The 18,786-nt window shown below is 43.7% G+C and carries 25 protein-coding genes and 4 pseudogenes; all 29 read right to left on the reverse strand.

Going from position 1 to position 18,786, the window contains the following annotated elements; translation table 11 throughout:
* Positions 1-8 precede the first annotated feature (8 nt).
* Positions 9-670 (reverse strand): annotated as a pseudogene (gene fliP, locus JCM10519_RS22345) (flagellar type III secretion system pore protein FliP).
* Positions 667-1,029, reverse strand: coding sequence for a flagellar biosynthetic protein FliO (locus tag JCM10519_RS22350; RefSeq protein WP_054741976.1), 363 nt, complete (start codon positions 1,027-1,029; stop codon positions 667-669). Before JCM10519_RS22350 ends, fliP begins: the two are co-directional and overlap by 4 nt.
* 26 nt (positions 1,030-1,055) lie before the next feature.
* Positions 1,056-2,333, reverse strand: a pseudogene (fliN, locus tag JCM10519_RS22355) (flagellar motor switch protein FliN).
* Between the two features lie 49 nt (positions 2,334-2,382).
* Complete coding sequence (gene flgC, locus JCM10519_RS22360; RefSeq protein WP_054741978.1) at positions 2,383-2,829, reverse strand: flagellar basal body rod protein FlgC; 447 nt, start codon at positions 2,827-2,829, stop codon at positions 2,383-2,385.
* Positions 2,830-2,852: 23 nt separating this feature from the next.
* Positions 2,853-3,213 (reverse strand): annotated as a pseudogene (locus tag JCM10519_RS22365) (response regulator).
* 48 nt (positions 3,214-3,261) lie between these two features.
* Positions 3,262-4,281, reverse strand: coding sequence for a FliM/FliN family flagellar motor switch protein (locus tag JCM10519_RS22370; RefSeq protein WP_054741980.1), 1,020 nt, complete (start codon positions 4,279-4,281; stop codon positions 3,262-3,264).
* 22 nt (positions 4,282-4,303) lie between these two features.
* Entirely contained in the window at positions 4,304-5,020 is a 717-nt protein-coding gene (locus JCM10519_RS22375; protein WP_347845156.1) for an OmpA family protein, read from the reverse strand.
* A gap of 135 nt (positions 5,021-5,155) precedes the next feature.
* Positions 5,156-5,632: pseudogene (locus JCM10519_RS33030) on the reverse strand (hypothetical protein).
* Positions 5,577-5,963 carry a hypothetical protein gene (locus tag JCM10519_RS33035; RefSeq protein WP_347845157.1) on the reverse strand — a complete coding sequence of 129 codons (387 nt, stop codon included), beginning with the start codon at positions 5,961-5,963 and terminating at the stop codon, positions 5,577-5,579. Before JCM10519_RS33035 ends, JCM10519_RS33030 begins: the two are co-directional and overlap by 56 nt.
* A 32-nt stretch (positions 5,964-5,995) precedes the next feature.
* Complete coding sequence (locus JCM10519_RS22385) at positions 5,996-6,199, reverse strand: flagellar FlbD family protein (protein ID WP_054741982.1); 204 nt, start codon at positions 6,197-6,199, stop codon at positions 5,996-5,998.
* Positions 6,200-6,260: 61 nt separating this feature from the next.
* Entirely contained in the window at positions 6,261-6,800 is a 540-nt protein-coding gene (locus JCM10519_RS22390; RefSeq protein WP_054741984.1) for a flagellar hook-basal body complex protein, read from the reverse strand.
* A gap of 23 nt (positions 6,801-6,823) precedes the next feature.
* Positions 6,824-7,888 (reverse strand): flagellar hook-basal body complex protein, encoded by a 1,065-nt coding sequence (locus tag JCM10519_RS22395; RefSeq protein ID WP_347845158.1) that lies wholly within the window; start codon positions 7,886-7,888, stop codon positions 6,824-6,826.
* 83 nt (positions 7,889-7,971) lie between these two features.
* Positions 7,972-8,346, reverse strand: coding sequence for a TIGR02530 family flagellar biosynthesis protein (locus JCM10519_RS22400; RefSeq protein ID WP_054741988.1), 375 nt, complete (start codon positions 8,344-8,346; stop codon positions 7,972-7,974).
* A gap of 19 nt (positions 8,347-8,365) precedes the next feature.
* Positions 8,366-8,971, reverse strand: a complete 606-nt coding sequence (locus tag JCM10519_RS22405) for a flagellar hook capping FlgD N-terminal domain-containing protein (RefSeq protein WP_054741990.1) — start codon at positions 8,969-8,971, stop codon at positions 8,366-8,368.
* 11 nt (positions 8,972-8,982) lie between these two features.
* Complete coding sequence (locus tag JCM10519_RS22410) at positions 8,983-9,624, reverse strand: flagellar hook-length control protein FliK (protein WP_054741991.1); 642 nt, start codon at positions 9,622-9,624, stop codon at positions 8,983-8,985.
* Positions 9,599-10,144 (reverse strand): hypothetical protein, encoded by a 546-nt coding sequence (locus JCM10519_RS22415; protein WP_054741993.1) that lies wholly within the window; start codon positions 10,142-10,144, stop codon positions 9,599-9,601. Before JCM10519_RS22415 ends, JCM10519_RS22410 begins: the two co-directional genes overlap by 26 nt.
* A 179-nt stretch (positions 10,145-10,323) precedes the next feature.
* Positions 10,324-10,647, reverse strand: a complete 324-nt coding sequence (gene fliJ / locus JCM10519_RS22420; RefSeq protein WP_347845159.1) for a flagellar export protein FliJ — start codon at positions 10,645-10,647, stop codon at positions 10,324-10,326.
* Positions 10,648-10,651: 4 nt separating this feature from the next.
* Entirely contained in the window at positions 10,652-10,774 is a 123-nt protein-coding gene (locus tag JCM10519_RS33040; protein ID WP_347845160.1) for a hypothetical protein, read from the reverse strand.
* A 22-nt stretch (positions 10,775-10,796) separates the two neighbouring features.
* Positions 10,797-12,098, reverse strand: a complete 1,302-nt coding sequence (gene fliI / locus JCM10519_RS22425; RefSeq protein WP_054741998.1) for a flagellar protein export ATPase FliI — start codon at positions 12,096-12,098, stop codon at positions 10,797-10,799.
* Between the two features lie 14 nt (positions 12,099-12,112).
* The gene (locus JCM10519_RS22430; RefSeq protein ID WP_347845161.1) at positions 12,113-12,421 is read right to left on the reverse strand and encodes a hypothetical protein; all 309 of its coding nucleotides are present in this window, start codon (positions 12,419-12,421) and stop codon (positions 12,113-12,115) included.
* A complete protein-coding gene (locus JCM10519_RS33045) occupies positions 12,390-12,521 on the reverse strand; it encodes a hypothetical protein (RefSeq protein WP_347845162.1) in 132 nt (43 codons plus the stop codon). The genes JCM10519_RS22430 and JCM10519_RS33045 overlap by 32 nt, the downstream gene beginning before the upstream one ends.
* Positions 12,518-12,916 carry a hypothetical protein gene (locus tag JCM10519_RS22435; protein ID WP_054742002.1) on the reverse strand — a complete coding sequence of 133 codons (399 nt, stop codon included), beginning with the start codon at positions 12,914-12,916 and terminating at the stop codon, positions 12,518-12,520. Before JCM10519_RS22435 ends, JCM10519_RS33045 begins: the two co-directional genes overlap by 4 nt.
* On the reverse strand, positions 12,909-13,913 hold the full coding sequence (gene fliG, locus JCM10519_RS22440) for a flagellar motor switch protein FliG (RefSeq protein ID WP_347845163.1): 1,005 nt from the start codon (positions 13,911-13,913) through the stop codon (positions 12,909-12,911). Before fliG ends, JCM10519_RS22435 begins: the two co-directional genes overlap by 8 nt.
* Entirely contained in the window at positions 13,903-15,450 is a 1,548-nt protein-coding gene (gene fliF, locus JCM10519_RS22445; protein WP_347845179.1) for a flagellar basal-body MS-ring/collar protein FliF, read from the reverse strand. Before fliF ends, fliG begins: the two co-directional genes overlap by 11 nt.
* 80 nt (positions 15,451-15,530) lie before the next feature.
* Positions 15,531-15,809, reverse strand: coding sequence for a flagellar hook-basal body complex protein FliE (locus tag JCM10519_RS22450; RefSeq protein ID WP_054742016.1), 279 nt, complete (start codon positions 15,807-15,809; stop codon positions 15,531-15,533).
* Positions 15,810-15,857: 48 nt separating this feature from the next.
* Positions 15,858-16,259 (reverse strand): flagellar basal body rod protein FlgB, encoded by a 402-nt coding sequence (gene flgB, locus JCM10519_RS22455; protein ID WP_347845164.1) that lies wholly within the window; start codon positions 16,257-16,259, stop codon positions 15,858-15,860.
* 341 nt (positions 16,260-16,600) lie between these two features.
* Positions 16,601-17,470 carry an adenylyltransferase/cytidyltransferase family protein gene (locus JCM10519_RS33050; protein ID WP_347845165.1) on the reverse strand — a complete coding sequence of 290 codons (870 nt, stop codon included), beginning with the start codon at positions 17,468-17,470 and terminating at the stop codon, positions 16,601-16,603.
* A 22-nt stretch (positions 17,471-17,492) separates the two neighbouring features.
* Positions 17,493-17,999, reverse strand: a complete 507-nt coding sequence (locus tag JCM10519_RS22465) for a hypothetical protein (RefSeq protein ID WP_347845166.1) — start codon at positions 17,997-17,999, stop codon at positions 17,493-17,495.
* A gap of 49 nt (positions 18,000-18,048) precedes the next feature.
* Entirely contained in the window at positions 18,049-18,765 is a 717-nt protein-coding gene (locus JCM10519_RS22470; protein ID WP_054742023.1) for a hypothetical protein, read from the reverse strand.
* Positions 18,766-18,786: the final 21 nt, after the last annotated feature.

The raw sequence follows: 18,786 nt of genomic DNA on the forward strand, positions 1-18,786 counted from the left end.
CCCTCCTGTCAGTAATGGAAGCTGTTAACCAAATTAGAAAACAGCAGCTCCCATCCATTAACCGTTACAAACAACAGTAGTTTAAATGGAAGTGAAATCATGGCCGGCGGCAGCATGACCATACCCATGGACATCAAGGTACTGGATACAATAATATCAACCAGTAAAAACGGCAGAAAAATCATAAATCCCGCTGTAAAAGCCCGCTCCAGCTCTGAGTCATAAATGACGGAATGATTACTGTCATTGGAAGTTCCTCAACGTTCTCCGGTTTGTCGGTTTTGGACAAATCAATAAACAGATTCAATGTGTCCGTCTTCGTCTGCTTGAGCATAAACCGTTTCATGGGAACTGCCGCCCGGTCAAGTGCCTCTTTCTGGCTTATCTCCTCCCTGATGTAAGGCTGGTAAGCATTGGTGTTCACATCCTTTATCACTGGATCCATAATGAACAGTGTTAAAAATAATGCAATTCCAACCAGCACCATATTGGGGGGACTCTGCTGGACTCCCAGGGCATTTCTGGTAAAAGATAGAACAATGATAATCCTTGTAAAGGAAGTCATCATCACCAGAATAGATGGCAGCAGGGAAATGATGGTCAAAATGAGGAAAACCTCCAGAGTCGGCACCCGGCCGCCATTAATATTAATCAAGGCATCTGTATTCATGGTTCCTCCTTACACATCATCTGTGTCTGTCTGTATATTTTTTTAACAGTTTTTTTAAAGCTTTCATACCCTTCTGCCCCGGTAAATGGGGTCTGGGCTGAAATTCCCTCTGGAATGTCCTCTTCTGAAAGTTCAGATAGAAGGGTTATCTGAGAAGAAGCAATGCCGATAAGATAATAGTGACTCCCTGCACGGACGATTGCTATCGCTTTATCCTGTCCCAGGGGAAGCCTGTCCAACATCTGCATACAGGTTCCTCCCCGCTTCAGCCCGATTCCTTTTCCAAGGCTTCTGGTAAATACATAGCTCAAATACAGAATGACTACGGTAAGGAGCAGCGCAGATAACAGACTGATCACGCTATTCAAATGCAGCCACTTCCTCTCTATTCTCCGCTTTTTTTAGTAATCTCTGTAATACGGATGCCAAAATTGTCATCTACAACCACCACATCGCCTTTCGCAATGCAGCGGCCATTTACATATAAATCAACCTGTTCTCCCGCCAGCTTATCAAGGATAACAAGGACCCCTTGGTGAATTCAAGGATTTCCTTTACCAGCTTTCTGGTTCTGCCGATTTCAACAGACACCTCAAGAGGCACTCCCATAATAAGTTCCCGGTTTTCTTCCTGTTCCTCAAATCCATTGCCCCCGTCTTTTAAGCTGTTTTGGGGGATAGGTTTCACATTTATGGTTTTAGGTTCTGGAGATCCTGTTTTTTTTCATATTCTGCTGTTCACTTTGCAGCTGTGATATCATCTGCTGCATTTGAGTCATCATCTGCTGCTGCATCTGTATCTGGCCCATCATCTGCTGTACTGCCATCTGGTTATCTCCTGTCATCTTTGGTATTTCATGACTTTCTAAAACCGTCTCCTTGTTGGCAGGCTGTACAGCATTTATCGGCTCTTCACCTCCAAAGCTGCCTGACAACAGCTTTTCAATCTCTTCCTGAGATAAGACTCCGCCTGAAGACGGCTCCCTTAATTCCGTTTTCGTCTCTATGACAGGTTCCAGAATTGGCTTTGGCTCCGGGATTGGCTTTGGTTCCGGAACCGGTTCCAGCATTTCCTGGGGCAAGAATCCACTGACCAGGTCCTTTGCAAGATCAAGAGACATTACGTTAATAAATTCACTTTCCAACTGGTCCGCAATTTTTAAAGTAAATCCGACCACAACCATGAATTCTTCATTGTTATAATATTTTTCTTTGAAATCATTTACATCGCCGATCTCAAAAGAGCTGGGTGTGGAAATATTAACGGCCTTGCCTAAAAACTCGGACAGTGCCGTAGCAGAAGCCCCCATCATCTGATTCATCACTTCACAGATCGCACTGATGTTCAATTCATTTAATTCAAATTCTTCCTCCGGCGTTTCCATGCCCATGAGCATATCTACAATCACTTTTACATCATGCCTCTTTAAAAGCATTAGATTGCTTCCGCTAAGTCCTGCAATATATGTAATCTCCACCCCTACTGCCGGCTCCAGGTTTGAAATTTCAAATTCTTCCTTTGATAATACCTTTACCACCGGTGTGGTAATATCAACTCTGGCATTGAGCATGGTAGATACTGCAGTGGCCGAGGCACCAAGGCTTATATTCAGTATTTCACCTATGGCATCAATTTCAAATGCGCTAAAATTCTTTGAATCCATACAACTTTTCTCCCTTTATACTCATTAGCCCTCTATGCCAAGTCACGCCTTATTTTCCAATTTCCAATGCCTTGGAGGCCATCATTTTTATGGCATTAAATGCTGTTATGTTGGCCTCATAGGACCGGTATGCAGACATACTGTCTACTGTTTCTTTTAGCAAATCCACATTGGGCATCTGCACATAGCCGTTTTCATCCGCCTCCGGATGCTCCGGATTGTAAACGGACTTAAAGGGACTGGTGTCTTCCACTATCTGTGAAACCCTGACACCTCCTGTGCTCTGCTGCCTGCTTATGCCGGCTGCATTCATCATAATTCTTCGGAAGTTATTTTCATTCCTGGATTCAAGCACCACCATTTTTCTTTGGTATGGCCCGCCTGCTTCCGTCCTCGTCGTATCAATATTAGCAATGTTCTCCGACGCAACATCCAGTCTGAGACGCTGGGCGGTCATTGCCGACGCACTAATGTTCATGGAACTTAAAAATGACATTTGTCCCCTCCTCTGCGGTAAAACTAACCGATAATGCCTGTGACAGTTTTAAGAATCCTGTCCGGTTTAAAGGGTTTTACAATAAAATCCTTAGCACCTGATTTGATGGCTTCGATTACCATGCTCTCCTGTCCCATGGCGGAACACATAACAACCGCTGCATCCGGGGATTTTGCCTTTATAGCCTTTAATGCTTCCAGACCATCCATGTTAGGCATTGTAATGTCCATGATTACAAGATCCGGACTGATTTCAGAGAACATCTGCACAGCCTGAGCCCCGTCAGATGCCTCGTATAAATCGGTATATCCATTTTTTTGACAACGTATCCTTAATCATCATTCTCATAAACGCTGCATCATCTACCAATAATATTTTCGCCATTTTTTTACATCTCCTTTATTATCCTTAATTCTTTATATAATCCCTGACTCAGCTTTCACCGGCCTGGTAATTTCCTTCTTCTACAAGACCTTCAATACGAACCGCTGTATTCCTTTTGTGAACACCTAACTGTCCCTTAAACCACGGCTGGTCTTCCACATACAGTTTGATGTCGGATTCCTTAGGCGTTCCTAAGTTGATAACATCTCCAACATGAAGATTATAAACATCATCCAGAGTGATGACAGACTCTCCTACCTTGGCTCGGATCATCAAGTCAGTTGCCCTGATGTTGTTTAAGATTTCAAGCTTCGTATCTTGGCTGTTCTCTTCATCTCCCATGGCACTGGCTCTTCGCTTATCTATAATACTGAACGTGTTCATTAGGAGATTCCCCGGAATGCAGAGACTGAGTCTTCCAGAGCAGCCTTCCATTTCTACATCCATGACAATAATTACTATTGTTTCATCCACACCGATTTCCTGAAACATGCTGGGGTTTTCCTCCAGCCTCTCCAGTTCAAAATTTAAATTAATATAACTTGACCAGGAATCCTTTAATGGTCCTATTACATATTGGATCACTCTGCGGTATAAAGCCATCTCAATTTCCGTATAGGAATAGGACAGGCTAACATTGGTTTCCTTCCCTACACCTCCAAGCATGCGGTCAATCAAACTAAGCATTAATGGCATGCTTGCATTGATTAAAAGCGGCGGATTCTTGGAATGATCCGGCAAAGTCACATTGACAAGGGTAAGGACATCATTATCGCTTAAGGCGTTACTGAATTCATAATACCGCTGCTCCTCTACCGTAACGACTGACAGTTCACTGGAAGTCCGAAACAGGCTGTTGATCTGGGAACCTGCAATTCTGGAGTAATTGTCAAATATACTGCCTAAAACTTTAAGCCTGTCTTTTGTAAACTTTTTAGGACTGTAAAAATCATATTTCCTATATTTTAATTCATCTTCTTTTTTTTCAATCTCCTGGCTCAGCTCATCTGTTCCCTGCAAGGAATTGAGCAGCGCATCAATTTGATTTTGGGATAATACTTCAGCCATTTGTTTCACTCCGCTTCATTTTTTAATTACCCGGCACGTTCTGATAATCCTGATATATCTGGTTGTAATACTCTTCCAGGGATTTTTCTACCGTATCATTCTTGGTTATCAATATTTCCACGCGACGGTTTTGCGCCCTCCCATCCTCCGTATCAAAAGGCGCAATGGGACGGAACTGACCATAGCTGGCGCTCACCAGTTTTTCCGGTGAAACAGCATGTCTGCTTTGGAGAAAAATGACAACCTCTGCGGAACGCTGAGCGGAAAGCATCCTGTCGTTTCGGATGTTGTTGGGTCTGTTTGGGTCTCCCTGGGAGGTATGTCCCAATACCTGTACTTCTTTTATAGAAGAATCCACCTGCGTCATAGCGACAGCAAACTGCTCAAGGATGTCCTTGCCCTCCTGCCGGAGCACAGAACTGTCCCCGTCAAAAAATACTTTGTCGCGGAATGAGATAAAAGTGAAACCGTCTCCGCGGGTAATTTCTACAGAATCCTGCATTCCTCTCTCTGAAACCATCTCTTTCAGAGCCGTATACAGTGCGTCAAAATCCGTAACCTCTTCTTTTGCCGGATCTCCACGGAATTCTCCCTCGCTTTCATTCGCTTTGGACTCTATGCTTTCAAGAGCACTGGGATTAAAGCTCTGCACCAGCTTCTTCCATTTGGTCTGGTCCATAGAAGACATGGAATACAGAAGAACGAAAAAAACACAGCAGCAAAGTAACCATGTCCCCATATGTATCCATCCAGCTTCCAGTTTCCTCCGGCTGCTTATTTCTCTTTATCATACAACCACCTGTTTTTCTCTTTCCTACCCATGTTCTTTGGGATTAAGATATGCCCTTAAAGCACTCCCTCTTTCGCAATCTCATTACTCAGGATTTGCGCTTCCTTCTTCAGGTTTTTTTCTTTGTGATCTTTCCCTGCTGCTTCTGAGACAGGTAAGATAGCAGCTTTTCCTCCAGATACTTGGGGTTATCTCCAGCCTGAATGGATAAAACGCCTTCAATAATAATCTGCTTGTACAAAAGTTCTTCCTCGTTCCGGATACGGAGCTTCTTGCCCATGGGATTGAATAACAGATGAGCCAGAATACAACCGTAAAAGGTGGTGATCAAGGCCACGGACATATCAGCCCCAAGGCTGTTCGCTCCATTTCCTGACATATCCATACTTTTTAACATGTTAACCAATCCTACCAGCGTACCAATCATTCCGAGGCCGGAGCCACTCCTGACCCCCTGTCATAGATGCTGACGTCCTGCTCGTGGCGGTCCATCATGGCTGCCACTTCACTTTCCAGCATCTCCCTGATCTTCTCCGCATCCATGGCGTCTACGATCAACATTACGCTCTGTTTCAGAAAAGGATCCTTGATGGTGGCAGCCTGTTCTTCCAGAACCAAAAGTCCCTTTTTTTCTTGCCGTTTTCGCCATATCCACTAGAGTATGAATAACGGCTTCCGAATTGTACCGGTTGGAGCTGATCATTATTCCGATGTGCTTTGGAATCTGTGCCAGGGTTTTAAATGGAAAGCTGGCTATCAGCGCTGCCGCTGTACCTCCCACAACAATGATAACACTGGGCATGTCCACAAAATTCATCAGCTTTTCCATGCCGATTCCGTAGATAATCAATGCGATTCCCAGCACCCAGCCAACGATCAATGATACATCCATAAGTAACCTCCTATATTCCAGGCAGTGCTGGATTAAACGTTCTTTTTCTGCGCACGCGCATATATCTGTGCCTGAAATTCAATCACCCGGTCAATGATCTCATCAATACTTTCTTTTACCACATAATGCTTTCCATTGACCAGTATAACATTGGACTCCGGTATGTTTTCAATCCGCTCAATCTGATTGCAATTGATTATAAATTCTTCATCATTCAGTCTCGTAAGACGAATCATGGCTCAACTCCTCTCATTGGGGGAAGCGGCAGCACCGCCTCCCCAAATCTGCAAAAGCTTATTACCGCTTAATATTTACCAGTTCTTCCAGCATCTGATCTGTAACTGTTATGATTTTTGAGTTGGCCTGGAATCCTCTTTGTGTAGTGATCATATCTGTCATCTCTGTCGCAAGGTCTACCTTTGCCATTTCCAGATAATTTCCCATGATCCGGCCCTGGACACCACCGGCTTCATAAATGCTTACACTGCCTGCATTAGCACCTGGGACATAGTAATAACCCGTGGTCTTTTCCAGACCGTTGACGTTCTGGACACCGGCTAAAGCAACCTTACCGATGATAACTGTGGCGCTGCCGTCTACAGAAGTACCTGTCAGGGTACCATCTTCCTTGATTGTGTAGTTGCTTAAGCTGGCAAGTTCATTCTCACTGCTTGATCCTGCATTTTCTACCTGGGTATTGGTTGAGCTGTTCTGGGCTGTTTCCAAACTCTTTTCTTTGTCAGATACTGTCTTTTCTGCTGCATCAACAAAGGCCTTAGCCTTATCTGCGGCCTGCTTTTTTTTCGTCGCGTATGCCTTCCAGCGAGCCTGGTTCAATTTTGCTTAAGGCAGCATAAAGATCATCCAAAGCCTTTTTTCGTTGTATCCAATGTATTTTTAGTCGTATCATTGGGGTTTGCGTTATAAGCCGCCAGAGCAGTTAAATAATCACCCCTGATCGTATCCCACTTACTCGGACCGCCAAGAGTTGTACTCGGGTCTTTCAGACGAAGCGCTGTTTGAGCCTTAATTAAAGCAAATTCTGCATTCTCATAATCAACTTTTGCCGTATTATAAGCTGATTCCTTTAGTGGATCACTTTTATCAGCTACCCACTTTGAATATGCATCTTCCATTGCTTTCTTTGCATCGTCCCGATCTACCATAAACTCGTTTATACTTTTAGGCGGAGTCGCATTAGTTGGATTTTTACATTCATCCTCATATTTTTTATTCGCATCAATATACTCATTTCTTGCATTCCCTAAGGCCACATTCAGCTTCGCTAAGTCAGCCCTTGCTTCCTCAAGCTGCTTCTTAGCCGCTTCTACCGCATTAGCCGCCTCCTTATTCCCTATGGCCGCCATATCTGACTTCATGGGAATTCTCAGAGGCTTTAATGTAGTTGTATTAAATTCTCCTCCGGCGGAAAGATCGCCTGTATTGGTATTCTCAAATCCATATACATAATTTCCCGAATCATCAACCAGATATCCCTGATTATCCACATTGAACTTTCCTACTCTGGAAAGACTCAGGCCCTTGGAGGAAATGACATCCTCATCTTCCAGGGAAAAGCCCTCTCCGTTCCCAACCATAGGACCTACGATATAAAATCCCGTACCATCAATATAGCAGTCAAGGCCTCTGGAAGAGGGCGACGGGCTTCCCATAGAGAAATCATAGGTAATGCTTCCTGTCGTTACGCCGTACCCTACCTGGTTGGCATTGGTTCCTCCATAGCCACCGGCAGACGTGCTGCCCTTTGAACCGGCTGAAGTGTTCTGGTACATAGTGTCTTTAAAGGACATGGTACCTGCCTTAAATCCCCATGTATTCACGTTAGCTATATTGTTACCGATAACATCCATTTTGGCCTGGTGTGTTCTAAGACCTGCCACACCGGCAAACATTGATTTGACCATAGTTTTTTTGTTCTCCTTCGTTTTTTTCGCCTTCCTCCTGCTGTCAATCAGACAAACAGGAAAAGCCTCCATAAATGGTCCAGCTATAGTAGGACGGCGCTGTCGATATTTGTAAAAATATTTTCTTTCATTTCATTGCCAGACATGGTTGTTACCACCGTATTATTAGGTACATTTACAATAAACGCTCCTCTGTCACTGATAATCACCACGTCCTTTGCCCCTTTGGAACGGGCTTTTTCCACTGCGGACTGCAAATCCTGCAAAAATGAATCCGACATTTCAATTCCGCGCTGATTGACCCGCTCTGCTGCATGGCGGGAAAATTGAAGCCCTTCCTTTTCCTCGATTCTATTTTGAAGTATCTCATTGAAGCCGCCTGCTGGTTTTGATATTGCGGCAGCATTCCGCAGCTTTAGCTGCCTTAGTTCCTCATGCTGGTTTATTTTACCTAGCATTGATCATCACCTGCGCATTCTAACCGGTACTGGTATCGGTATTGTTATCTGTCCCCGGATCCTTGGCTCCATCGGTACTATTATCTGTTTCCGGATCCTTGGTTCCATCGGTATTATTATCTGTTTCCGGATCCTTGACTCCATCGCCCTTGTTTGGATCATCCACATTATCCGGAGGCTTATGCCCTTTTTCATAAACGGACATAATGCTGGAAACCGGATAGCCTGTCTTTTCATCGTCATCAATGTAAATAGTTGGCACACCATTAAAAATATCGACTCTCGTCACAGTTCCCGTGATTTTTTTAACCGTCCCGTTCTTATCGTGGTATGCAACCATTACTTCTTTTCCCATCATGGAAGTTCCATAATTGATTGTATTGACCTGGGCAAAATCCCCCATTGCAGTGGAGAAGTTATTCATAGCCTGCATCATGGCGATCTGAGTCATCTGAGTCATCATCTCCGAGTTATCCATTGGGTTTGACATGTCCTGATTTTGAAGCTGTGCTGCCAAAAGCCTGAAAAATCCCTCCGTTGTCATTTCACTGTTACTGGTGGTTTTCGCTCTAGCCTTAAAATCTTCCAGAGAACCATACAAATTTACTCCATTTACAGTCGACATTATTTCTCTCCTTATCTGTAACCAACACCGCTTTCTTCGGCGCTTTCCGTCTCAAAAATCCCAAGCCTCAGCTTTTGTATAAAATCCTCGCGGTTTTCTTCTCTCTGGCTTTCCTGATGCTGTCCACGCTGTTCCTGCCTGCCGCCCTGCTCCTGCTGCTGGTTTAAGTAATCCGGCTCCTGCTTGTCTACCAGAACCTGGAAGGGCCGCTCTAAATTAGTTTCCAGAATGGAACCCAAATCGCCCGCTGACTGCGATAAAAGCTTTAGGGTTTTGCTTTCCGTACACAGAAGGGAAACACTGATTTGATTATCCTCATAAGAAATTTTTATGCGGATTTTTCCCAGATTATGCGGTTCCAATTGGATGTCCAGTTCCCCATTTCCTTCACGGATCTGTTTTAAAATCTGTTCCGATAACTTTGCTTCCAATTCTTTCGAATTCTCTGCTCTTACAGTTGTAGGGACTTCCTCAGGCTTTTCAAGGTGTCTGTTCCAGAGACGTTCAGGCTCATAGGGCTTTTCCGGAAGGCTTTTCCCGATTTTATCCTGATCTTCTTCCACAGGGCCTGGTTTTTCCTGAGAACCGCTCTTGGAAAGAATCGCCACCGGTTCCTCTTCAGCTAAATCAGAAACTGTCTCTGCTGCTTTCATAAGCGGCTGCTCCGATAAAATATCCTTTTTCCCATCTGGGTCTACAGCTGCTTCCGGGTTCTGCCCTGCTATATCCTGAATCACAGGTTCCTTTTTCCCTGTTTTTTTGCAACATTGCCATTGTATTGAGGAAAGTGGGTTCCGGCGTTTCATTTGAACTATCCGTCAAGGTCGTGAAACTTCTCTCGTCAAGTTTTTCTGCTCCCACGCCATTTTCTGCAAGCTGCTGAAAACGAAGCTGATCCAAAGCACGGAATGAATCCATTATCTGGACTTTTCCGCTTTCTTCCGGCACCAAAACCGGAGTCTGGGCCTCTCCAATAGCTTCCATAATCTGGAACTCTGGTTCTTGTCCGGCTATTTGAAGCTGTTCCTCCGCCCCCTGAACTTTCGCCATTGCAGCCGCAGCAGCCAGAGCTGCAGCCTCTGATGCAACTTCCGCTGCAGGCGGATTTTCTTCAAAGGATTCCCTTGGTTCCTGGCTTTTTCCATCCTTCTTCTGAGTGCCGTTTTTTAACATGGCCTTAAACTCGGATAAGCCGTCAGCTACCTTTTCTTCTTTTTTTCCTACTGCTGGTCAGTTGTCTGGATAATAGATCCACACTGCTGTTTTTTTACCTCTGTCATCTTCTCACTCCTTTCTTTTCATGCCGTCAGGCATTTGATTTTATGGTAACTGCCAGAAGTTTTCCGGCAGGATTACCTGCTTCCATGGACCGAGGTCGTATTGGAGACGAATTCCTCAATAAACAGCTCTTCGCTGCGCAGGACCTCTTTGTTATACTGCAAAAGCTTCTTTTCCTTCAGTTTTTCGATGGAGACCACTTCTTTTCTGGCCTCCACCACTTCTTCCCGCTTTTGTTCCTCTTTTTTTTTCAATCTCTGAAGAACTCCCTGCTCGGCAAGAATTTTCTGCTGCATAAAGGTGATATAGGTCTCATATTCCCGCATCATACTAACGGCAATGCCCTGGCCTATCTCCTCCTGAAACCGGTTACATGCCTCTTTCCTACGGTCCGACAAGGCCTCAACCTTTTTTTTCCTGCCTGACTACCTGATCCACAATCTGAGCGTGCTCATTTTTTAAATTGTCCAGAACCTGGTCCTTGTAATTTAATACTGTATTAAGTGGAAAATTAAACTTTTTCATGCTCCACTTCCCCTTTCAGCATCTATGCTAAAATCATCTTCATTTTCTTTAAGACCTCTTCATAACTGGCCTGCTCCTGTATTCCCTGACACAGGAACTGATTGATTTTATCAATTTTGGATATAGCTATATCGAGCTTTGGGTTCGTGCCGGTTTTATAAGCACCAATGGAGATAAGGTCCTCATTTTTCTCATAAAGGCTTAACATATCCCGGAGCTGGGAAGCTAATTTCCGGTGTTCCTCTGAAACAATGTTGGTCATCAGACGCGAAATGCTGGCGCTTATGTCAATGGCCGGGAAATGGTTGGCATTGGCCAGCTTTCGGCTTAGTACAATATGTCCATCAACAATACCTCTTACTGTATCCGCGATCGGCTCATTGGTATCATCACCTTCCACCAAAACCGTGTAGATTCCCGTAATGGAACCTTCTCCAAAGTTGCCGCTTCGTTCCAGCAGCTTGGGAAATTCCGCATAAATAGAGGGAGTATATCCTCTTGCCACCGGAGGCTCTCCGATTGCAAGCCCAATCTCTCTCTGAGCCATGGCAAAACGGGTCAGGGAATCCATCATAAGCAATACATCCTTGCCCTGATTCTTAAAGTATTCGGCTATGGTGGTAGCAACCAACGGGCACTTCATACGAAGCATGGCCGGCTGGTCTAAGGTAGCTACTACCAACACGGAACGTTTCATTCCTTCCGGTCCCAAGTCTTTTTCTATGAATTCACGGACTTCTCTTCCACGCTCCCCTACCAGGGCCACCACGTTAATATCTGCCTTTACATTTCTGGCAATCATGCCAAGCAAGGTACTCTTTCCCACACCGCTACCTGCAAAAATCCCAATACGCTGGCCTTTTCCAATGGTATTTAAGCCATCAATGGCCTTGACCCCAAATTCCAGCTTGTCCGTAATAGGCGGACGGGTCATGGGGTTGATATAAGGATTTTCTACGTAATAGTACCGGGGAGATTCAAAAGGTCCTTTCCCATCCATTGGTTCTCCCTTTGCATCGATGATCCGACCTCTTAAAAAATCTCCTACCGGTACCTTTAACCTGCGTTTTGTATTCCGGACAAAGCTGCCCGCAGCAATGCCATTCATATTTTCATAGGCCATAAGCTGTATTTTATCATCCTTAAAGCCCACCACTTCAACCGGTATCTGTTCCTGCCGGTCTTCATTGTAAATATAGGCAATGTCTCCGATACTGGCCCTTCCACCGGAGGCTTCCATGGACATCCCCACAATGTTTTCAATCTTCCCGATATGGTCGATTGTCTCAGTTTTTGTAATGAGATCCGTCAATTCCTTAAACATGCAGGTTCCTCCTGTTACAGTCTGGCGTTATTAAGTATTCCTTTAATGTTTTCCAGCTGGGTATTCACGCTGACATCAATAATTTCCTCCGGAAGCTCAATGATACAAGCTCCGTCCTCCTCATGATCCATGGCTATGATCTTGATATTCCCGGAAATGTGGGACAATTCGCTTAACAGCCCCACATCTCCCTGTATCATCATTCCCGCATCTCTTTGGGATACATAAATTTTCACCCACTGGGTTTTCTTAAGCTTTCCCGCGGCAGCCACGATCATGCGTTTAATGATCTCACCGCTGGATCGCAGACTGGTCTGAATCACTTTTTCCGCAATGGTCAGAGTGACTTTTTTTTAAGTCATCAATATATTTATCCAGTATCTTTTCCTTTTCCTGCGTAACGCTCTCAATCGTATTTTTCATGACCTCCAGGAATTCTTCCTGGCGCGCCTCAAGAACCGCTTTATGTGCTTCATAGGCTTCTCTAAAGCCGTCCTCATATCCCGTGTCATATCCGGCCTGGCGCCCTTCTTCCATAGCTGAGCACGGAGCTTTTCCCCGTCCGACTTAGCCTGGTTAAGGATATCTTCCGAATCCGCCTTTGCCTGGTCCAGAATCACCTGGCTCTTCTTTATGGCATCTTCGTATAACTCGGTAGTGTGAAGATACCTGTCATATCCCTGGTTTGCAGAATCTTCCCGCTCCGATTCCCTTTCCGGATTCTCTGTTTCATTTACCCTGATATTTTCAAATTCCCTGGTAAATCCGTACTCCAGAACACGGTCTGCCATCTGCATAGCCTTTATAATATTAGACAATGACATCATCCTTTCCGCCCTTATTGATGATCAGCTCACCCTCTTCTTCCAGACGCCTTATGATACCGACAATCCTCTGCTGAGCCTCTTCCACATCTTTTAAGCGTACATTGACGGTAACTTCCATATCGGACTGGATGCTTTCCTTCATACGGGTTGACATATTGGAGAAAATAACTGTTGTCATCTGCTCGTTTGCATTCTTAAGGGCATAAACCATGTCACGCATATCGCACTCTCTGATAAAGCGCTGGATGGAACGATTGTCCATGGTAATGATATCCTCGAATACGAACATCTTCTTGCGGATGGTATCCGCCAGCTCCGCATCCTTTCTGCCCAGTTCGTCGAAGATAAGCTTTTCGTTGCTCCTGTCTATGTGGTTCATAACGTTTGCTATGTAATCAATACCTCCCACACTGGTGTAATCGGTAGTAAGGATGCCGGAGAACCGCTTCTTGATCTCATCTTCCACAATTTTAATTCCTTCAGGAGAAGCGCTTTCCATTCTGGCAATGGCCTCCACTACCTGCATGCGCTTTTCAGGGGCAAGCTCAGAAATGATCTGAGCCGCCATCTCCTCACTTGTATAAGAAAGAACCAGGGCAATGATCTGGGCTCTTTCATGCTGGAGGACGGAAAGCAGGTTCTTTACATCGCTTTTCCGGATAAACCCAAAGGATCTGGATTTCAGGGACTGGGTAACCTTTTGAAGCAGGCTGTTGGCCGTGCTTTCGCCGAAAGCTTTTTCCAGAACAGTTCTTGCATACTCCAAGCCTCCGTCAGTGACCACCTTTTGAGTCAGGCAGGTCTTATAAAATTCATCCAAAGTAGCTTCCGTCTGCTCTGCTTCCACATGTCCAAGCTTTGCCACTTCAAGAGTTAATTTCTCAATTTCATCTTCGGTTAAGTATTTGTACACTTTAGAAGCCTTATCCACTCCCAGTGAAACAACTACTGTTGCCGCTTTTTGTTCAGGCGTCAGATTAATTGTCATTGTTACCGCCTCCATTCAACCATGTTTTCAGCAACTGAGCAGATATCTCTGGATTCTGCTCTGCAAAATCGCGGACGCTCTGGCGCAGCTCTGCTCCCCTGTCTTCTTCAGGTTCCAGAATTGCCTGTTCTTTTTCAATTGCCTCCGACAGTTCCCCCATAACCGGCAGTTCCGGAACATCTTCCTGGCTTATCTCTGTGCCTTCCATTAGAGCATTCTTTTTCCTTCTGTGCCTTACTGCCAAAACTATAATCAGAATAAGGAGAAGTACTCCTGCCAGAGCCGCAATCAGAATCCACTGATTGATCAAAATGCCGCTGGTATTTGCTTCCGCAGGAATATCAGGTGCCTGGGGTACTTCCACGGTATAGAAGGGTGCTGCCACGGCTGTTATTTTTTCCGCACGCTCTCCCTGAGGGATTCCTGCCGCATTTCCGGCTAAATCCCTTATGTCGTCAATGGACATGCTGCCGAATCCGGTTCCGTTTACCACTACGGAAACAGTGAGATTTTCCAAAGTTCCCGGATTGACCTGGCCCTGTTCTTTTATCTGATTCAAAAGATATTTTCTGGTCAGGCTGCTGGAACCATATGCGTTCTCCGCATCTGTCCCTCCTGCATTGTACTGAGGAATATCTGCATTGGCTTCTGAGCCGGCCACACCGGAAGCATTCTGTCCGCTTCCGGAATATTCCTTGAATATGGATTCTTCGGAGGTAAGACCCGTTTTATCTTTTTCATCGATCTTTTCGGGGGTATTGTAAACAATGCTCTCCCGAATCAGTTTTTCCATATTGACCGTGCCTTTTACGGACACACGAACATTGCCGTTTCCGTATACAGGTCCAAGGACATTCAAGACCTTTGCAGAAATCTGATCTTCGATCATCCTGGTGATCTCTTCTCCTGCCTTACCGTTATTAATGTCCTCATCATCGGAACCGGTGGAAACTTCCCGTCCATTTCCGTCAAATACAGAGACATTCTCAATGACCAATCCAGGTATGCTTCTGGATATAAGAAGCTGGATAGACTTTGCCTGCTCCTCCGTGGGAGATCCTCCATCCTTCATAACCACAACAGCCTGGGCACTGGACTCCTGTGCCGTGTCATCAGACAGTGCATATTTGGAGGGTTCTCCCAAAGCTATGGTTACATATGCCTCCTGTACGCCATCAAACACTTTAATAGTAGAACCGATTCTGGTTTCCAGATCATAAAGCTCAAACCTCCGCCGGTCTGAATCCGTAGTCATTAAGTTTACATTATTTTTGAATACATCATATGTAAAACCGCTTTTGGGATATCCTTCCGAAACCAGCTTTGCTCTGGTGGTGTCCAGCTGGGGCGTGGGCACCAGAATGTCACCGTTATGATACTGATAATCGATTCCGTCTTCCTGTAATTTTCCAATGATCTGTTTGGCTTCTTCGCTGCTGACACTTGGAAACATCACCTCGTAAGGCTTCTCCCGCATGGACAGCGCGATCACAATTGCGCCCGCCACAACCGCCACGCCGACAGCGCCGATGATTATGGCTTTTTTTTACTTTATCATTCAGTTTTCCTAAAAGTTCCTTTATCTTTTCCATCGCATCCGTCCGCCCTGTTATCTACTTAAACGCTGATTCTTATAATCTCATTGTAGGCTTCCAGCGCCTTATTCCGAAGAGATGATAAAAGTTCTACAGATAACTGGGCTTTTGCTGCTGCCGCCGGTACGGTATGCGCATCGTCAATCTGGCCTGTTGACAGCAGGTATTCCTGTGTCGTCAAATCTTCATCCGTGGTTCTTACGTTCTGAATAGCTTCTTTAAATATATCACGAAACACCGAACCTCCATCCTGTCCGGTTGTCACTTTCTTTTCGATTCCTATATTCCCGATGGACTCCATTGATCATAGGTCTTATAAACATCTGCTCCATCTCATATACCTCCCGTCTTAACCTTTAATAACAGTACGAAGCCTGCTAATTTCACTATTCAATGCATTCAGCTGATACTGATATTGAAGATTCGTTCTTGCCAGCTCTACATTCTCTACATCCATGTTAACATTATTCCCGTCCATTCTTGCTGATTCATCCTTTGTTTCATGGATATAATGTCTGGAACTGCTTATGGCCTTCCCGATGTCTCTTGACGTACCCTCTTTTCCTGCCAGCAAACGTTTTCGGAATTCGTCCTCAAACGTTACATAACGAGCCTTATAGCCCGGAGTTTCTCCGTTAGCAATATTATTCAACGTTACCTGCTGCTTTGACCACAGATAATCCAAAGTTTTCTCAGCCATTGAAATGCTATTCCCAAATATACCGTTCATCCGATTGTTCCTCACTTTCATTCCCTTTGGATCTCTGGGAATTGTCTTTCGTCACAAAAAAATTACCTATTTTCAGTTAAATTTCGACAGGTTTTTTTTGTTTTTCCCTCTTTTTCTGTAATTTTTCTTACTATATTCTACATTTAATTACAGATTTTGTCAAGAAAGTTGTCAGGAAAATTTCTGTGAATCTTAAGAAAGTGTTATAGATGAAAAAAATCCTGATTTTGGCTAAGTGCATTCTGTTACCAGAACAGAACGTTCAGCCAAAACCAGGGTATCAAATTTACAGCAAAGATCTTTCTATCATACTCTTTATTTTTGTAGAGCTTGTTCCCTCTGTATATGGGAAAAATACCAGGTCAGCACCTTGTTTTTCCAAAAAAAGTCTTCTCTCCTAACCAGTCGGGATTATCAATGTAATCGCTTCCTGAAAACTGGCAGTCGAAGTGATACATTTTATAAGCATTTCTTGTTCCGCTATAGTGATACGGAATCTCGACTGCTTTATCTACATACCTGCAGGAACGGACTATCTCTAATCTTTCTTGAAACGGAATATATGGATATGCTTTTTTATAGTCCATGACACCTTCATCTGTCACTACGCCCACAATCAAATAATCACACTGCTCTTTTGCCTTTTTGAACATATTCAGATGCCCTATATGAAATAAATCGAATACTCCTGCAATATATCCGGTATGGTACTTTTTGGGCAATGAATCCATATCTTTAACAGCAGCCGGTAACACTTCCTGTTTTCTTGGATATTCTGTATTTGAATCATATATACAATAATCTTCCACCCCCATTTGCTGCAGTTGATGCACAATAGCGATATAATTCTTAATGCATATAATAATCCTGCTTTCCTCTTTCGGTATTTCCTCAATGATATGGGGTGATAAAATCTCTATCCCTTCCAGTTTGCTTCCCCACTTGGATCGGTCATTGTCAATGATAGCATAAATTTCATATTGGTTTTTAAATTGTGCAAGAAAACTTTTTGTAAAATTTCCTGAACCAAATAAAATCAGCTTCTTCTTTTCTGCATCTCGGAATATATCTACAAAAATCTTTTGATACTCTGGGGCAGAATAATTGATTCTCTGTCTGTTGGTATGTACTACATCCTTATTTCTCTGGAATTTTTCATTAAAGCTTCTTAATTCTCTTTGATTTCTCAGCTTTGCCAGAAACTCCCAGGACATACGATGCCATAATGCCATTTTTTCTTCCAGGCCATATTTATTAAAAAAAGTATTTTATTGGAATAATTGACTCCATCTCCAAATCACCAGCATAAACTGTTTCAATCATCCTGAGAATAATAACGTTGGCCGGATAATTTTCTTCATAGAATTCCTGATCATAAAAGACATATTTCCCGTTATTATAAAAGCAATTAATAGGAATCAGATCTATATATCCTCTTCGTAATAAAATCCCCAGCTCTTTCTTAGACTCTTCCGCCTCTACATGCTCTGAAGACTGCAAAATGAACTCCCGAAACTTTTCTATTTCTTCTTTAAATGACTCCGGATTTTCTCTCACCAACCTGCGCAGGTGGGATACTGCTGTTTCACTTTCTACATAAGGCATATGATAGGAATTATGATGGTATTCTCCTGCCAAGACATTCAGCCCATGATTCCTCAAATCTATCTCGTTTTCTTTGAGTTCTTGCAGCTTATGATCTCCTTCTTCATACAATGCCCGCTTTTCTACCGTATGATTATTCCTGATAATCGTTGCCATGGCATTTTCCCTGCCCCGATCCATGGAAACAGTCACATGATCTACATTTTCAAATGTATTGTCTTTCGAGCATTCTATTAAAAAAAGAATTAGCCATCGCATGAAACATTCCATTCTTAATGATACTCTTATATAGATACTCCTCTTCAAGGAATACAGAATCAGGGTAGTGATACATGGGAAAAAGCCTGATATCTAATTCTTCCACAGGAAGATAGTCTTCTGAATAAATTAGCTGAGGCATATCCAAGTTTGGCAAAACTGAATAAAACTTCCTATTCGGCCACCCCGATAAATCCAATATATTGCATATTTCTTCTTTTGAATAATTCCGACCCTTAAGATTATTACTATCCTCTTTCAAAAGAGTGCGGTAATTCTCAATTCCATCAAAGCTCCTATTAGTAAAGGGGTCTCTATCACCACAAAAATAACGTAATCCCAAACGGTTATCCATGCCAAGTAACAGCCTTCCTTTACTTTTCAGCAAACCTCTCCATGAGGAAAGAGCCTGAATGGGATTGGTAAGACGCTCTACCATACCAATCGCGACAATATAATCAAAAGCTTCCCTATATTGGTTTAAAAATTCTTTATTTAAAGCGGCAGTTCTATCTATGCAGATGACCTTCTTGCATTTTTCTTGCAAAAGCTCTTTGATACTGCTTTCCCTATCCTCAATACAAAGAACCTCTCCTTCCACACAAAAATCATACCAGTTAAGCAATCCTTTGGGCATATCCCAAATTATTTTATCTACCTCCATAGATGCCTCCATAAAATTCAC

The sequence above is a fragment of the Clostridium sp. NkU-1 genome, assembly GCA_001312405.1.

What these genes read in the sequence shown, in the direction of transcription:
- JCM10519_RS22395 (WP_347845158.1), bottom strand. Translation starts at nt 7,888, where the DNA reads ATGGTCAAATCAATGTTTGCCGGTGTGGCAGGTCTTAGAACACACCAG.
- JCM10519_RS33050 (WP_347845165.1), bottom strand. Translation starts at nt 17,470, where the DNA reads ATGGCATTATGGCATCGTATGTCCTGGGAGTTTCTGGCAAAGCTGAGA.
- fliI (WP_054741998.1), bottom strand. Translation starts at nt 12,098, where the DNA reads ATGTTTAAGGAATTGACGGATCTCATTACAAAAACTGAGACAATCGAC.
- JCM10519_RS22405 (WP_054741990.1), bottom strand. Translation starts at nt 8,971, where the DNA reads ATGTCGACTGTAAATGGAGTAAATTTGTATGGTTCTCTGGAAGATTTT.
- JCM10519_RS22370 (WP_054741980.1), bottom strand. Translation starts at nt 4,281, where the DNA reads ATGGCTGAAGTATTATCCCAAAATCAAATTGATGCGCTGCTCAATTCC.
- flgB (WP_347845164.1), bottom strand. Translation starts at nt 16,259, where the DNA reads ATGAAAGTGAGGAACAATCGGATGAACGGTATATTTGGGAATAGCATT.
- JCM10519_RS22385 (WP_054741982.1), bottom strand. Translation starts at nt 6,199, where the DNA reads ATGATTCGTCTTACGAGACTGAATGATGAAGAATTTATAATCAATTGC.
- JCM10519_RS22400 (WP_054741988.1), bottom strand. Translation starts at nt 8,346, where the DNA reads ATGCTAGGTAAAATAAACCAGCATGAGGAACTAAGGCAGCTAAAGCTG.
- JCM10519_RS22375 (WP_347845156.1), bottom strand. Translation starts at nt 5,020, where the DNA reads ATGGGGACATGGTTACTTTGCTGCTGTGTTTTTTTCGTTCTTCTGTAT.
- JCM10519_RS22465 (WP_347845166.1), bottom strand. Translation starts at nt 17,999, where the DNA reads ATGGCAACGATTATCAGGAATAATCATACGGTAGAAAAGCGGGCATTG.
- JCM10519_RS33035 (WP_347845157.1), bottom strand. Translation starts at nt 5,963, where the DNA reads ATGGATGTATCATTGATCGTTGGCTGGGTGCTGGGAATCGCATTGATT.
- flgC (WP_054741978.1), bottom strand. Translation starts at nt 2,829, where the DNA reads ATGTCATTTTTAAGTTCCATGAACATTAGTGCGTCGGCAATGACCGCC.
- JCM10519_RS22470 (WP_054742023.1), bottom strand. Translation starts at nt 18,765, where the DNA reads ATGGAGGTAGATAAAATAATTTGGGATATGCCCAAAGGATTGCTTAAC.
- fliG (WP_347845163.1), bottom strand. Translation starts at nt 13,913, where the DNA reads ATGACAATTAATCTGACGCCTGAACAAAAAGCGGCAACAGTAGTTGTT.
- JCM10519_RS22450 (WP_054742016.1), bottom strand. Translation starts at nt 15,809, where the DNA reads ATGGAGTCCATCGGGAATATAGGAATCGAAAAGAAAGTGACAACCGGA.
- JCM10519_RS33045 (WP_347845162.1), bottom strand. Translation starts at nt 12,521, where the DNA reads ATGAAAAATACGATTGAGAGCGTTACGCAGGAAAAGGAAAAGATACTG.
- JCM10519_RS22410 (WP_054741991.1), bottom strand. Translation starts at nt 9,624, where the DNA reads ATGAAAGCAGCAGAGACAGTTTCTGATTTAGCTGAAGAGGAACCGGTG.
- JCM10519_RS33040 (WP_347845160.1), bottom strand. Translation starts at nt 10,774, where the DNA reads ATGAAAAAGTTTAATTTTCCACTTAATACAGTATTAAATTACAAGGAC.
- JCM10519_RS22415 (WP_054741993.1), bottom strand. Translation starts at nt 10,144, where the DNA reads ATGTTAAAAAACGGCACTCAGAAGAAGGATGGAAAAAGCCAGGAACCA.